The sequence below is a fragment of the Chryseobacterium candidae genome (genome assembly GCF_004916905.1).
GTDB lineage: Bacteria > Bacteroidota > Bacteroidia > Flavobacteriales > Weeksellaceae > Chryseobacterium > Chryseobacterium candidae.
This window is the reverse complement of record NZ_SDLV01000025.1, coordinates 25782-41010: the sequence shown is the minus strand read 5'-3', so window position 1 is coordinate 41010 and position 15229 is coordinate 25782. Positions and strand designations below refer to the sequence as shown.

Annotated in this window: 14 protein-coding genes; 10 read left to right on the top strand and 4 right to left on the bottom strand. The window is 36.6% G+C overall.

Features of this window, described 5'->3' with window-relative positions:
- Positions 1–59: 59 nt before the first annotated feature.
- The 7 genes from EK417_RS12200 to EK417_RS12170 all read left to right on the top strand — a co-directional run bounded on the left by EK417_RS12200 (position 60) and on the right by EK417_RS12170 (position 7266).
- Positions 60–887, top strand: coding sequence for an SAM hydrolase/SAM-dependent halogenase family protein (locus EK417_RS12200; RefSeq protein ID WP_076594572.1), 828 nt, complete (start codon positions 60–62; stop codon positions 885–887).
- Between the two features lie 63 nt (positions 888–950).
- Positions 951–2261, top strand: coding sequence for a dihydrolipoamide acetyltransferase family protein (locus EK417_RS12195; protein ID WP_136522299.1), 1311 nt, complete (start codon positions 951–953; stop codon positions 2259–2261).
- A gap of 444 nt (positions 2262–2705) precedes the next feature.
- Entirely contained in the window at positions 2706–4064 is a 1359-nt protein-coding gene (locus EK417_RS12190; RefSeq protein WP_136522298.1) for a chloride channel protein, read from the top strand.
- Positions 4065–4193: 129 nt separating this feature from the next.
- The gene (rpsF, locus tag EK417_RS12185; RefSeq protein ID WP_047429790.1) at positions 4194–4535 is read left to right on the top strand and encodes a 30S ribosomal protein S6; all 342 of its coding nucleotides are present in this window, start codon (positions 4194–4196) and stop codon (positions 4533–4535) included.
- Positions 4536–4567: 32 nt separating this feature from the next.
- Entirely contained in the window at positions 4568–4870 is a 303-nt protein-coding gene (gene rpsR, locus EK417_RS12180) for a 30S ribosomal protein S18 (RefSeq protein ID WP_002979091.1), read from the top strand.
- Between the two features lie 110 nt (positions 4871–4980).
- Complete coding sequence (rplI, locus tag EK417_RS12175) at positions 4981–5478, top strand: 50S ribosomal protein L9 (RefSeq protein ID WP_076594569.1); 498 nt, start codon at positions 4981–4983, stop codon at positions 5476–5478.
- A gap of 426 nt (positions 5479–5904) precedes the next feature.
- The gene (locus tag EK417_RS12170; RefSeq protein ID WP_136522297.1) at positions 5905–7266 is read left to right on the top strand and encodes an aldehyde dehydrogenase; all 1362 of its coding nucleotides are present in this window, start codon (positions 5905–5907) and stop codon (positions 7264–7266) included.
- Between the two features lie 69 nt (positions 7267–7335).
- Here the strand turns inward: EK417_RS12170 and EK417_RS12165 are convergent, their stop codons facing one another.
- The gene (locus tag EK417_RS12165; protein WP_136522296.1) at positions 7336–7884 is read right to left on the bottom strand and encodes a thioredoxin family protein; all 549 of its coding nucleotides are present in this window, start codon (positions 7882–7884) and stop codon (positions 7336–7338) included.
- A gap of 81 nt (positions 7885–7965) precedes the next feature.
- Here EK417_RS12165 and EK417_RS12160 point away from each other — a divergent pair, with 81 nt between their 5' ends.
- From EK417_RS12160 to EK417_RS12150, 3 genes are all read left to right on the top strand, one after another.
- Positions 7966–8850 carry a lysophospholipid acyltransferase family protein gene (locus tag EK417_RS12160; RefSeq protein ID WP_076594566.1) on the top strand — a complete coding sequence of 295 codons (885 nt, stop codon included), beginning with the start codon at positions 7966–7968 and terminating at the stop codon, positions 8848–8850.
- Between the two features lie 6 nt (positions 8851–8856).
- Complete coding sequence (locus tag EK417_RS12155; protein WP_136522295.1) at positions 8857–9834, top strand: glycosyltransferase family 2 protein; 978 nt, start codon at positions 8857–8859, stop codon at positions 9832–9834.
- A 175-nt stretch (positions 9835–10009) separates the two neighbouring features.
- Positions 10010–10564, top strand: coding sequence for a 3'-5' exonuclease (locus tag EK417_RS12150; protein ID WP_076594564.1), 555 nt, complete (start codon positions 10010–10012; stop codon positions 10562–10564).
- Positions 10565–10618: 54 nt separating this feature from the next.
- Here the strand turns inward: EK417_RS12150 and apaG are convergent, their stop codons facing one another.
- The 3 genes from apaG to EK417_RS12135 form a co-directional block, all read right to left on the bottom strand.
- The gene (gene apaG / locus EK417_RS12145) at positions 10619–11008 is read right to left on the bottom strand and encodes a Co2+/Mg2+ efflux facilitator ApaG/CorD (protein ID WP_110366278.1); all 390 of its coding nucleotides are present in this window, start codon (positions 11006–11008) and stop codon (positions 10619–10621) included.
- An 80-nt stretch (positions 11009–11088) separates the two neighbouring features.
- A complete protein-coding gene (odhB, locus tag EK417_RS12140; protein WP_076594562.1) occupies positions 11089–12342 on the bottom strand; it encodes a 2-oxoglutarate dehydrogenase complex dihydrolipoyllysine-residue succinyltransferase in 1254 nt (417 codons plus the stop codon).
- Between the two features lie 40 nt (positions 12343–12382).
- Positions 12383–15199, bottom strand: a complete 2817-nt coding sequence (locus tag EK417_RS12135; protein ID WP_076594561.1) for a 2-oxoglutarate dehydrogenase E1 component — start codon at positions 15197–15199, stop codon at positions 12383–12385.
- Positions 15200–15229 lie beyond the last annotated feature (30 nt).

The window sequence follows — 15229 nt, the reverse complement described above, 5'->3', positions numbered from 1 at the left end:
TCGGGCTTTCTTTTTATTTTAAATAACTTTGCAATACTACACTATTCTATAAATTGCTCATGTCAATTATTACCCTTACTTCGGATTTCGGAAATTTAGATTACAGAGTTGCTGCTGTGAAAGGCAAAATTCTGTCTCTAAACCCTGAGGTTAATATTATTGATATCACCCACGAAATCCAGGCATTCAACCTTATACAGACTTCGTATATTGTAAGAAATGCTTATAAATATTTTCCAAAAGGAAGCATACACATTCTTTCTGTAGACAGCTTTTATCACAAATCCAGAAAGAATATTATTTATAAAGCTGACGGATCTTACTTCCTGGCGGCAGACAACGGCCTTTTAAGCCTTATATTTTTTGATATTAAACCGGAAGCCATCTACGAGCTTACGCTGAATAACCGTTTTGATGATGTTATCAACTTTACTTCTACAGACATTTTTGTTCCTGCAGCGGTACATCTCGCCAATGGAGGACTCCCTGAAGTCATAGGAAGAAAAATAAACACGGCAAAACAACTGATGTTCCCTCGTGCGGTTTATAATGAATCGGAAGGGATGATTATTGGTGAAGTGACTTATATTGATAATTTCGGAAATATAATATCAAATATCAATAAAGATTTTTTTGAGAACATCAGTAAAGGTTACAACAGTTTTACCATAAAATTCAGAAATTTAAGCCTTTCAAGAATATTTTCAAGTCATACAGAAGTTGTTTCAGACTGGAAAAGGGAGACCGAATTCCACGGACAGTCTGCGGCAATATTCAATGATAGTCAGTTATTGGAGCTTACCATCTACAAAGGAAGCAAGAAAAACGGCGCTAAAAGCCTGTTTGGACTGAATGTGGGTGAAAATATTTATATCGAATTCAGCTAAGATTATATATTTCTTAAAAAAACCGATTTTTTTTATATATTTGTCAAAATCTAAAAATCAAAAATGGCAGAATACAAATTATTGCTTCCTTCCATGGGAGAAGGGGTTATGGAAGCGACAATTATCACTTGGTTATTCAATGAAGGTGATAACGTAAAGGAGGATGACTCCGTGGTAGAAATTGCAACAGATAAGGTAGATTCAGACGTACCGACACCAGTTTCGGGGAAAATTGTGAAAATTTTAAAGCAAAAAGATGAAGTTGCAAAAGTAGGTGAAGCCATTGCTATTTTAGAAATTGAAGGAGAAGGTACAGCTTCAGAAGAGGTGAAAGCTGAAACTCCGGCGGCTGCTCCTGATACTGAAACTTTAAAAGCGATTGAAGAGCCTCTACAGACAGCAGCTGCTTCAAACGTAGAATTCTCAGGAGACCTTTATCTGTCTCCACTCGTAAAATCTATCGCTCAACAGGAAAACATTTCTGAAACTGAACTGAAATCCATCAAAGGCAACGGTTTGGAAGGAAGAATTACAAAAGAAGATATATTAGCATATGTTGCTAACAGAGGAAGCAAGCCAGTTCAACAGGCAGCTCCGGTACAGGCAGCTTCTGCTCCACAACCAGCGGCAGTATCTGCTCCGGCAGCTACCATTCCGGTGAGCGCAGGTGATGAGATCATTCCAATGGACAGAATGAGAAAGATCATCGCTGAAAATATGGTGAAAGCAAAACAAATTGCTCCACACGTTACTTCTTTCATCGAAACAGACGTTACCAACGTTGTAAAATGGAGAAATAAAAACAAAGCTATATTCGAAAAACGTGAAGGTGAAAAACTGACTTTCATGCCTATTTTCGTAAAAGCAGTAGTGAAAGCTATTCAGGATTTCCCGATGATCAATGTTTCTATCAATGGTGAGAACATCATCAAAAAGAAAAACATCAACATCGGTATGGCTACTGCCCTTCCGGACGGAAACCTTATCGTTCCAGTTATCAAAAATGCTGATCAGTTATCTCTTTCAGGTCTTGCAAAAGCAATCAATGATTTAGCTTACAGGGCAAGAAACAAGAAATTGAGACCAGAAGATACTCAAGGGGCAACGTATACAATTTCTAACGTAGGAAGCTTCGGAAACCTTATGGGAACACCAATTATTCCTCAGCCTCAGGTAGCTATTTTAGCCATCGGAGCAATCGTTAAGAAGCCTGCAGTTCTTGAAACAGCTGACGGAGATGTAATTGCTATCAGAAACTTAATGTTCATGTCTCACTCTTATGACCACAGAGTGGTAGACGGATCTTTAGGTGGAATGATGCTGAAGCACGTTCACGACTACCTTGAAAACTGGGATCTGAACACAGAAATATAAGTAATAAATAATCAGTAATAAGTAATTTTGCTTATTACTGATCATATAAATGAAAACCTTCGATTAAATCGGAGGTTTTTTTGTTTTTTTATTACTTAAGCTTGACAATATTATAAAAGATTAAACATTACGCTAAATAAATATGAAATATTTAACAAAAATAATAATTAAAAACAAAATCAATAATTATTAAAAATATTTATATACTGTACTAACTTTTTTGGAAATCAGATTGATTAGCATTATTTTTAAACAAATTATTTGGAAAATGGATTTAGATTATAGTAAATATGACATCAAAAGATTTTTTGATGTCACCAAAGAAGATGAAGAATCAATGACTGAGGTTTAATCCTCTTTCTGAGTCACATTATAGTATCATCTCAATTCAACGAAATACAATTTCCGGAATTTTACCGTAATTTTATCCTTCAAAACCTACAAATGCTGAAAATTTTCACCCTCATAAAAAGATCTCTTAAAAACTCCTTCGACAATATCCGGAACGAACAGCTGAAACACAACCTGCTTCAGGCCATTCCTTTTTGGATAGGATCTGTAATTACAGGTTTTTTCGCAGTAATGTATGCGCAGGTATTTGCCTGGGGCGAACATCTCATGAATTTTATTTTCGACTGGCATGCATGGATGATTTTCATTATTGCTCCCATAGGATTTGTATTATCGTGGTGGCTGGTGAAAGAATTTGCTCCCAATGCCAAAGGAAGCGGTATTCCTCAAGTGATGGCCGCAGTAGAACTTGCCAACCCGAAAGAGCATCGGAAAATCCGGAATCTGTTAAGTATTAAAATTATTTTTTTCAAAATACTATCTTCTGTTGTTCTTGTAATCGGAGGAGGTGCAGTAGGACGTGAAGGCCCTACGATTCAGATAGCAGGTTCCGTTTTCAGAAAAGTGAATGAGTACCTTCCTGAATGGTGGCCAAAAATTTCCAAGAAAAACATGATTATGACAGGAGCGGCAGCCGGACTTGCTGCAGCGTTCAATACTCCCCTTGGAGGAATTGTTTTTGCTGTGGAAGAGCTGTCAAAAACCCACATTAATTATTTTAAAACCGCCTTATTTACAGCGGTGATTATCGCAGGTTTAACAGCTCAAACATTGGCCGGGTCTTATTTATATCTTGGATATCCGAAAACCAATGATGTTTCTTTAATGGTTATGTTTCCCATCATATTGGTTGCAGCCACTGCCGGCATTATGGCAAGCCAGCTATCTGTCATTATGCTTAAAATCAATACCTGGAAGAAGAAAAAACTGAAAACAGATAAGGCTAATGTAATCTTTCTTATCATTTGTGCATTAATTATCGCTTCCATTGCATACTTCATCAACAGAGAAATTCTGGGTTCAGGAAAAGAAATTATGGAGCGTGTTCTTTTTACCAAAAATAAACATGAAGAATGGTATGTCCCTATTTTAAGAATGCTTGGCCCTGCCCTTTCTTTCACTTCTGGTGGTGCGGGCGGAATTTTCGCTCCTGCTCTTACTGCAGGAGCAAGTATAGGCTCAGTTATTTCAGGAGCCATACATTTAACGCCTAACGAAACCAATGTAGTAGTTCTCGCCGGAATGGTGGCTTTTCTTACCGGGATTACGAGAGCCCCATTTACTTCAGCCATTATTGTTTTGGAAATGACGGACAGGCATTCCCTGATATTCCATCTGATGCTTGCCGGAATGGTCTCCTCTATTGCTTCAATCCTGGTAAGCAGACATTCTTTGTATGATGTTTTGAAGGTGAATTTTCTGGCTGAAATCAGATCAAAAGATGAAAATTAATTCAATAACTAAAATAAAAGCAAATACATATTGTCAGGAAACACCAACTATTTCACCAACATTCTTGCATATACGGAAATTATTCTCTACTTTTGCACCTCGAAATAATTAACAAATTCATTTAACATTATGAACAATTACGAAACTGTTTTCATTTTAACTCCCGTTCTATCTGAGTCACAGGTAGAGGAAGCAGTGAACAAGTATGTAGATCTTATCAAAGAAAAGAACTGCGAAATCGTTGCTAAAGAAAACTGGGGATTAAAAAAATTAGCTTATCCTATCCAATTGAAAAAGAACGGGTTTTATACTCTAATTGAATTCAAAGGAGAAGGTACTGTAGTAGCTGATCTGGAATTAGCATTTAAGCGTGACGAGAGAGTAATCCGTTACCTTACTACAAAACTTGACAAGCATGCTGTTGAGTACGCTGTAACTAGAAGAACTAAAGTAAAAGCAGCTAAAGCTTAATTATTAACCCTATTTTTTAAAAAAGACAAGACATGGCAATAGATGAAATGGCTAAACAAGCCTCAGCTGGAGGAGAATCAGAAGTAAAATTCCTTACTCCGCTTGATATCAATACAAAATCTGAAAAGAAATATTGTAGATTCAAAAAATACGGAATTAAGCACGTTGATTACAAAGATGCTGACTTCTTATTACAATTTGTAAACGAACAAGGTAAAATTTTACCAAGAAGATACACTGGAACTTCTTTAAAATATCAAAGAAAAGTTTCTGCTGCTATCAAAAGAGCAAGACACCTTGCATTACTACCATACGTAGCTGACTTATTGAAATAAGACAAAAATAAATAAAAGAAGAGGTCTCCCTCTTCTTTTGTTGCTGAATAAATCATTAATTCTAACTTGATTTTAGATATAAAACTAAAATCTAAAAAAGGACAACAACAATGGAAATTATCCTAAAAAAAGACGTAGAAAACTTAGGACTTGAGTTTGATACAGTAAACGTAAAGCCAGGTTATGCTAGAAACTTCTTAATTCCTCAAGGAATTGCTCTTTTAGCTACCCCTAAAAACAAAGCTGCTTTAGAAGCTACATTAGAAGCTAGAAAAGAAGAAGAAGCTAAATTAATCGCTGCTGCTAACGCTGTAGTTGAGCAATTGAAGAAAACTTCTATCACTATTCCTGCAAAAGTAGGTGCTGGTGACAAATTATTCGGATCTATCAACAATGCTGATCTATCTGCTGCTTTAGAAAAAGCTGGTGTTTCTGTAGAGAAAAAATACATCAAAATTCCTGGTAATACTATCAAGAGAACTGGTAAATTCACAGCTCTTATCAGACTTCACAGAAATGTTGAGTACAACTACGAGTTTGATATCGTATCTGACGCTCCAGTGGAAGCAGCTCCTAAAAAAGAAGAAGCTAAAACTGAAGAAGCTTAATAAGCAACTGAGAATTTCTCACAATATAAGACCACTTCAATTTATTGAGGTGGTTTTTTTATGTAAAGTATTGTTTACAGAACTATCCTGCCTTTTGCTTTGCAAAAATCCACCCTTCAGCGGAAGAGAATGTGAACATCTCAAGCAATATTATTCGTTTTCCGCAAATCTTACGTCATTCAAATATACAGGTGCTTTACGATACTGTTATCAGGTAATACGCAACCGGACCTCTTACTCGCTACTTATCCTCTCTCAGTTTATATGCTGATAATAGCAAATTCTTATAAAATTAACACCCTCTCTTCAAACAATCAAGAGTAATTTTCTGCTTCCTGCTCCAACTACTTTGGCCGATTTATTGTTCATATTTTTAAAGATGCAATATTGCTCCAACCGCAACGTTTATTACACAAAAGCTTAAGAATGGAAATTGAAAGAATTTTACTGAGTCAAAGGGATTTTTTTAAAACACAGCAGACCAAAAGCCTCGCTTTCAGGAAAATGTACCTTGAAAAGCTGAAAAATCTAATTATTTCTAATGAGAATATGTTGTATGAAACTATTAAAAAAGATTTTGGAAAATCAGCATTTGATACCTTCACTACAGAATTATCCTTCATTCTCAATGATATTAATTATTATATCAGGAACTTAAAATCTCTTTCAAAGCCTAAAAAAGTAAGCACCAATCTTGTCAACCAACTGGGAAACAGTAAAATTTATGCTGATCCATTGGGCTGTGTATTGGTAATCGGTGCCTGGAATTATCCGTATCAGCTATCCCTTTCTCCCGTCATAGCGGCAATGGCCGCCGGAAACTGCTGTATTCTTAAGCCCAGCGAAATAGCAGAAAATACAATGAAAGCTATGGCATCCATTATCAATGAAAACTTTCCGTCTGAATATCTTTATGTATATGAAGGAGGTATTGATGAAACCACTGCTGTTCTCAAGTTAAAATTTGACAAGATTTTTTTTACAGGAAGCACAAAAGTCGGTAAGATTGTTTACAAAGCAGCCGCAGAACATCTTACTCCTGTAACCCTTGAACTGGGCGGAAAATCTCCGGCTATCGTCACCCAAAATGCCTCTCTAGAAACTGCTGCCAAAAGAATTGTCTGGGGAAAATTCCTCAACGCCGGACAAACCTGTGTTGCTCCGGATTATCTGCTGGTGGAAGAAACCATTAAGGAACAGTTTCTGGAAATGCTCAGAAAATATATCAAAGAATTCAAATATAAGCCGGATTCTGATCAATACACAAGAATTATTAACCAAAGGAATTTCCAAAGGCTTATCCATCTTATTGATCAGGAAAAAATCTATTGCGGCGGGAATTTCAACGAAGAAAAACGGTATATAGAGCCTACTATTCTGAATCGTATAGACTGGAATGACAAAATTATGCAGGAAGAAATTTTCGGTCCTATTCTGCCTGTCATCAGCTTTCAAAATTACAATGTGGCGCTAAATTCTATTCTGGAGCTTGAAAAACCACTGGCAGCCTACCTTTTTACCAATAACGCTGAGGAAAAAGAAAATTTTACAAGGAAACTGTCTTTTGGAGGAGGTTGTATCAATGATACGGTAATGCATTTAAGTAATGACAATCTTCCTTTTGGAGGAGTGGGAAATTCAGGGATTGGAAATTATCACGGCAAATATGGCTTCGAAACATTTTCACACCAAAAATCAGTTCTTGAAAAAGCAACCTGGGGCGAACCGAATATCAAATATCCGCCATATTCTAACAAAAAATTAAGCTGGATCAAAAAATTACTTTAATTCTAAAAGTTTTATTTTCTACGGACCTAAATAAAAAAACTGCCTCATTACTGAAGCAGTTTCTATATTTTATCCTTTTTTAGGAGCCCATGTCGTAAAGAATTCTTTTACTTTTTCTTTACTGTATCCTTTTCCTTCTTCCAACACATCACTCTGCTGAGCTTTGATCATTTTTCCGTCTTTATCTAATATAATAAACACCGGATATCCAAATTTCTCACCCGGATTACCATATTGGGCAAAAACTTTTTCATTTTTATTTTCCGGAGAATAGTTCAGGTGATAATATACATAATTCTTCTCTGCCAATTCCTTCAGTTCGGGAGTAGTCTGTACAAAATTATTAAAGCGAAGACACCAGATACACCAGTTTCCACCAGCCTGGATCATTATATTCTTACCTTCTTTCTTTGCCTGGGCAACCAATTTATTAATATCAGCCTGAGCGTCAGCTTTTGGGTCATAGGGCTTAGGAAGCTTTGCTTTTTCTTCAGCTGCCTTTTTCTGAGATTCTAATTTGGCTTGCTCTGCAGGTACTACAATAGCTGCTTTTTTTACATTTTGCGAAAAAGCAAGGGTACTTAATCCCAGGAAAGCGAATATTATCAATTTTTTCATAATATAAAGGTAAAAAAAATAATATATATCCTTCTGCAAAAATAGAACCATAATTTTATTATCACTAAATTTGCGTGTTTTATGAAATTTCTAATCAAAATATTATACCTGATCTCCAAGCTTCCGCTTAAAATATTATATATTTTTTCGGACGTCATCTTTTTCCTAAATTATTATATTGTAGGTTACAGAAAAGATGTTATTACCCAAAATCTTAAAAACTCTTTTCCAGACAAATCTGAAGAAGAAATTAAAGAGATCCGGAAAAAATTCTATCTTAATTTTTCAGATTATCTGGTAGAAACTATAAAATCTTTCAGCATTTCGGAAACAGAAGCAAGAGTAAGAATGCAGCATATCAATCAGGAACTGTTCCATGAAGCCAAAAGGGAGGGTAAAAATATTATCCTGCTGGCCGGACACGTTTTCAATTGGGAATGGATTAACGCACTGGCAAAGATTGTTCCCCAGGCTCATTGTCATCCTGTATACAGAAAGGTGAATAATAGCTTCTGGGAAAATCAGATGAAGAAGGTCAGGAATAAATTCGGGAATGAAGCCCTGGAAGCCAATGAAGTAATTCTGAATATCTTCAGATCTAAAAATAATGGAGATTCAGCATATATGTTTGTTGCGGATCAGACTCCTCACTTTGCCCACATTACTTACGGACTAGAGTTTTTAAATCAGCGGACACCTGCTTTTGTGGGATACGACAAGCTGGCTACAAGAATGGATCTTGTCTTTATCTATTGTGAGATGAAAAAGGTAAAACGTGGTTATTATCAGGTTAATTATCACAGAATATACCCGGATGGTGAAAAGTTCACGGAAAATGAAGTGGTGAGAAAATTTCATAAATTACTGGAAAATACTTTACACAAAAATCCTGACAATTATCTTTGGTCACACAGAAAATGGAAATATCAGAACTCTATCAAAAATTTTGATTCTGAAAAAAAATAGATTGACATGCAGAAAAAACTGGCAGTTGCCATCTTAAACTGGAACGGTAAAAATTGGCTTGAAAAATTTCTTCCGGGTGTGGTTCAATTTTCTCAGAATGCGGATATTTATGTTATTGACAATCTTTCTACGGATGATTCCGTAGAGTTTCTACAGAAGAATTTCCCCACAGTATATATTATTAAAAATGATAAAAACTATGGTTTTGCAGGCGGCTACAATGAGGGGTTAAAGGCTGTCAAAAATGAATATTACTGCCTTCTCAATTCTGATGTAGAAGTTACAGAGAACTGGACAGTGCCTGTATTGGAATTATTGGAAAATAACTCTTCTATTTCCGCAGTACAGCCTAAGATTTTATCATATCATAATAAGAACTATTTTGAGTTTGCAGGTGCTGCAGGCGGATTGATAGACAATCTTGGATATCCTTACTGCAGAGGAAGGGTTTTTGATGATCTGGAAGAAGATAAAGGACAGTATAATGATGAAACAGAGATCTTCTGGGCATCAGGATGCTGCTTTTTTATCCGTTCAACAGATTTCTGGAAACAGAATGGTTTTGACGCAAGGTTTTTTGCTCATCAGGAGGAGATTGATCTTTGCTGGAGGCTTATTAATTCCGGAAAAAAGATTTATTATACCGGGAAATCCAAAATTTATCATGTAGGCGGCGGAACGCTCAACAAACAGAGTGTACAAAAGACTTATTTAAACATCAGAAATAATCTTTCTATGATGTTTAAAAACCTTCCTTTTCCTCAATTGATCATGTTGATCTTTTTCAGATTATGTTTGGACAGTGTTGCCGGAATTTATTTTGGTTTAAAGCAAGGCTTTCCACATCTGTGGGCTGTCATAAGAGCTCATTTTGGATTTTACACCCAGCTTCCCGGAACATGGAAGCTTCGCCAAAAATACCAGAAACATCAGTTTTACCAATCAAAATGGCTGATTTTTAAACATTTTTTGGGAAGAAGGTGATAGACGGCAGGGATTAGGGAAAATTACAGTTTTCTTTTCTTATTATGAACTAAAACTCATTAAGTAAAAATTCATAACTTCAATTAACCTTAAACTTTAAATTAAACTCTAGGCAAGAGAACAAGCAACAAGCAACTAATAAACAAAACCAACCAACAAATTATAATTTTAAAAAATGGATTTCTGTGCGATAGATTTTGAAACAGCCACTCATGAGAAAAGTTCAGCTTGTGAGATGGGGATTTGTGTAGTACAGAATTCTGAAATTGTAGAGACTAAAACCTGGCTGATTAAACCACCCAGCTTTCCTTATTTCAGCAGATTCAATATTGCGGTGCATGGAATTCATCCTGAAGATGTAAAAGATGCTCCTACTTTTGATGAAGTATGGTATGAAGCTCAGGATCTGATGTATGGCAGTCTTATGATTGCTCATAATGCTGGTTTTGATGCTTCTGTTTTAAGAGGCTGCCTGGAGCATTACGGAATGTATACCCCAAAATTGAACTATTTGTGCAGTATACAGCTTGCCAAGAAATCATGGAATTATCTTCCAAAATATGGATTGAAGCCATTGGCAGAATATCATAAAATTGATTTTACTCATCACAGAGCAGGAGCTGATGCGGAAGTTTGTGCCAAAATATCTTTGCTGGCATTTGAAAAACTCTTCCTCACCAGTAATGATGAAGTAAATGAGTATATGAAAGCAAAAATTAAAAAGCTTTAGTCATCAGAACCCGGGTTTCTTGTAAAAACTTTACATTATACAGGGCATCAATTATTAATTGCTCAACACTTCAGACAACAGATTGAATTTTGGAATATCAATTTCAAAAGTTTCCTGTGTATCCATGTTTTTAACAAGGTATTTTCCACTCATATTCCCTACCCCGGAACGAAGCATTACATTGGAAAAATAAGCAAAATTTTCACTGGTTCCTATCTCAGGAGTCAATCCAATCACTCCGTCGCCTATTATTTCTGTATATCCGAATCCTACATCAAAAATTAACCATTTTCTTTTCAATACTTTGATAGGAAAGCTTCCGTCATTTTCTATCGTGATATTGTATTTAAAAACGTAACGGTTTTCGGAAGGATAACTGTTTTTACTATCATATTCAGGTATTACTGAAACTTTGATATTGGAAGTCATTTTTGAAAACATCATTGTAGCATTTTCTTCATAAATACAAAAATCTCGCCTTTTTTAAGGCGAGATCATATATTATATTATAATTTTATTAAAAACTATAATCCAAGGCCTTTTCTTTCATCACCTCCCATTAGAATTTCAACAGGGTTGTCGATACCTTCTTTTACGGCTACAAGGAATCCTACAGACTCTTTTCCGTCGATAATTCTGTGGTCATATGACATTGCAACGTACATCATTGGTCTGATTACTACCTGTCCGTCAACAGCAACCGGTCTCTGGATGATGTTGTGCATTCCTAAGATTGCAGATTGTGGAGGGTTGATGATTGGTGTAGACATCATAGATCCGAAAGTACCACCATTTGTAATAGTAAATGTACCACCGGTCATTTCATCAACAGTAATTTTACCGTCTCTTACTTTAGTAGCAAGATCTTTAATATTTGCTTCAACAGCACTGAAAGACATGTTTTCTGCATTTCTCAATACAGGAACCATTAATCCTTTAGGACCTGAAACTGCGATTGAAATATCGCAGAAATCATAGTTTACTTTGAAGTCGCCATCAATAGATGCGTTTACATCCGGATACATTTGTAATGCTCTTGTTACTGCTTTTGTAAAGAAAGACATAAAACCAAGTCCAACTCCGTGCTTTTGAGCAAATTCTTCTTTATACAGCTTTCTCAATCTGAAGATTTCAGACATGTCAACTTCGTTGAAAGTAGTTAACATAGCTGTTTCGTTCTTCACAGAAACTAATCTCTGAGCGATTTTTCTTCTTAAAACCGAAAGTTTAGTTGTTGTGGTAGATCTGGAACCTGTTGCAGTAAGAGGACTTCCTCCTAATGCAGGTACTGCTGCTAATTCAGCATCAGTTTTAGTAATTCTTCCGTCTCTTCCTGTTCCTGAAACCTGAGCAGCATCCATTCCTTTTTCATCAAGGATCTTCTTAGCAGCCGGAGATGGAGCTCCTGTTGCATAAGTTTGTGGAGCGGCTACCGGAGCAGCTGGTTTTGGAGCTTCTTGTTTAGCAGGCTCAGCAGCTTTCGGAGCTTCTTCCTGTTTTGGAGCTTCAGCAGCAGGTGCAGCACCTTCTGGTTTTTTAGCATCCATATCAATTAAACAAACTACCTGACCTACTTGTACTACATCACCTTCTTCTGCTTTTAAAGTGATAATTCCACTTTGTTCTGCGGGCAATTCAAGAGTTGCTTTATCTGAATCCACTTCGGCGATAGGTTGATCTTTTTCTACATAATCACCATCTTTTACAAGCCAGGTTGCAATTTCAACTTCTGTAATTGATTCGCCTGGTGAAGGAACTTTCATTTCTAAAACTGACATATCGAGTATTTTTTATTTTTTAATTGATTATTATTTTAAATTACGCTGTAACGGGTCTTTTTGCAGGAGCATCATCTCTGTCGAAAACTCTGTTGATCACTGCATTTTGGTTTTTCTCAAACATTTTGTGGCTACCTGGAGCTGGTGCACCGCTTGGTACCGGAGCAACTACCTGAATTCCTGTATCTCTGAAGTTTCTAAGGATATAAGACCATGCCCCCATGTTTTCTGGTTCTTCCTGAGCCCACACCAATTGTTTTCTGTTTTCATATTTACTGAAAATGGTTTCAATAGCATCTGTCTGAAGCGGATATAACTGTTCGAATCTTACTAATGCAATATTTTCACAGTTCAGTTCTTCTTTCTTCGCTAATAATTCGAAGTACAGTTTACCTGAACAAAGAACTAATTTTTCTACTTTTTTAGGATCTGCTGTAGGGTCATCTAAAATTGGCTGGAATGAACCTGTAGCGAAATCTTCAAGTGGAGAAACCACTTTAGGGTGTCTCAACAGAGATTTAGGACTCATTACGATCAATGGTTTTCTGAATGCCCATTTCAACTGTCTTCTCAATAAGTGGAAGTAGTTGGCAGGTGAAGTAATATTGGCTACTACCATGTTTTCATTTGCACAAAGAGTAAGGAATCTCTCCAATCTTGCTGAAGAGTGCTCTGCTCCCTGTCCTTCTGAACCGTGAGGCAATAACATCACCAAGCCGTCCTGAATTTTCCATTTTTCTTCAGCAGCCGCCAGATACTGGTCAACGATAATCTGAGCACCATTCACGAAATCTCCGAACTGAGCTTCCCAGATGGTTAATGTATTTGGGGAAGCCATTGCATATCCATAATCGAAACCTAGAACACCATATTCTGAAAGGTGAGAGTTGAATACATCAAATCTGTTTTCAGATACATGTCTTAACGGGATATATTCTTCTTCGGTATCTTCAGTTTTTACGACAGCGTGTCTGTGAGAGAATGTTCCTCTTTCCACATCTTCTCCTGAGATTCTTACATTGTGTCCTTCTACAAGAAGTGTTGCATACGCTAACCATTCTCCTAATGCCCAGTCTAAAGAATTTCCTTCAATCGCTTTGATACGGTTATCGAAAAGTCTTGTAATTTTATTGATAAACTTCTTGTCTGCCGGAAGTGTTGACATTTTAATCGCCAATTCTTTCAGCTTCTCCAAGTCATATTTAGTATCTACCGGTAACTGCACTGCTCCTCTCTTACCAATTGGATAATTTACCCAATCTTCAGCCATGAACACATCCATTACGTTTTTCTCGATCTCTTTAGAAGCGTCAAAATCTTTATCTAAAAGAGCTTTGAATTCCGTTTCCATTTTAGCAATTACGTCGTTGGAAGTAACGCTGTCTTTCAATAATTTCTCTTTATAAATTTCTCTTGGATTCGGGTGTTTTGAAATGGTTTTATAAAGGTTAGGCTGCGTAAATCTTGGCTCATCCCCTTCGTTGTGACCATATTTTCTGTATCCTAAAAGGTCGATATAAACATCTTTTCCGAATTTTGCTCTGAAGTCAGCAGCAAAATGGATGGCATGAACAACCGCTTCAGCATCGTCAGCATTTACGTGCATTACAGGAGATTCTGTAACTTTTGCAATATCTGTACAGTATGTTGAAGATCTTGCATCCATATAATTGGTTGTAAACGAAACCTGGTTATTGACAACGATATGAACTGTACCTCCTGTTCTGTATCCTTCCAGAGTCATCATCTGAGCAACTTCGTAAGCAATCCCCTGTCCGGCAATAGCTCCGTCACCATGAATGATGATTGGCAATACTTTAGAATAGTCTTTGTATTTGTCATCTACTTTTGCACGGCAGATACCTTCTACCAAAGCAGCAACTGTTTCAAGGTGGGATGGGTTTGGAGTCAGGTTGATACAAACTTCTTCTCCTGAAGCTGTTTTGATTTTTTTAGATGATCCTAAGTGATATTTAACATCCCCTGAGAATACATCTTCTTCGAATTCTTTTCCTTCAAATTCTGAGAAGATCTGCTTATACGATTTCCCGAAGATATTGGTAAGAACATTAAGTCTACCTCTGTGAGCCATTCCTAATACCACTTCATCTACTCCTAGCTGAGAAGATCTTGAGATCAGCTGATCTAAAGCCGGGATTAATGTTTCACCTCCTTCTAATGAGAATCTTTTCTGTCCTACAAATTTTGTGTGAAGATAGTTTTCAAACGCAACCGCCTGGTTTAATTTTAATAAGATTTCTGTTTTTTCATTGGCAGAAAGACTTGGATGATTTTCGTTTACCTGAAGCCATCTTTTGATAAAATCTTTTTCTTCAACGTTGTTGATGTGCATGTATTCTACTCCGATGGAATCACAGTAGATGTTTTCAAGATGTTTGATAAGATCTGCAAGAGTAGCAGGTTCTTTCATTCCTGTTTCAACGGCACAGTTGAATTTTGTATTTAAATCTTCTTTGGAAAGACCAAAATTTTCGATATCTAAAGTAGGCGTGTAATGTCTTCTTTCTCTAACCGGGTTGGTCTTTGTAAAAAGGTGTCCTCTTGTTCTGTAAGCCTCAATAAGGTTTACTACTTTAAATTCTTTCTTGATATGCTCAGGAACCTCTCCGTTGGATACTGCCTGAGAAATCTGTTGCTGTACTGCCGGGGCAGCGTTGGCCGAAGCCTGAATAAACTGGGTGGTATCGTCATCTCCGTAGTTCTCCAATGCAAAATCGAAGCCTTGAAAGAAGGCTTTCCATGATGGTTCTAAAGAGTCCGGGAATTTTAAGTACTGTTGGTATAAATCCTCAATTAACTGAGAATGAGCTGCGTTTAGGAATGAAAATCTGTCCATTATTACAGTTTATCTATTTATTAAAATTTA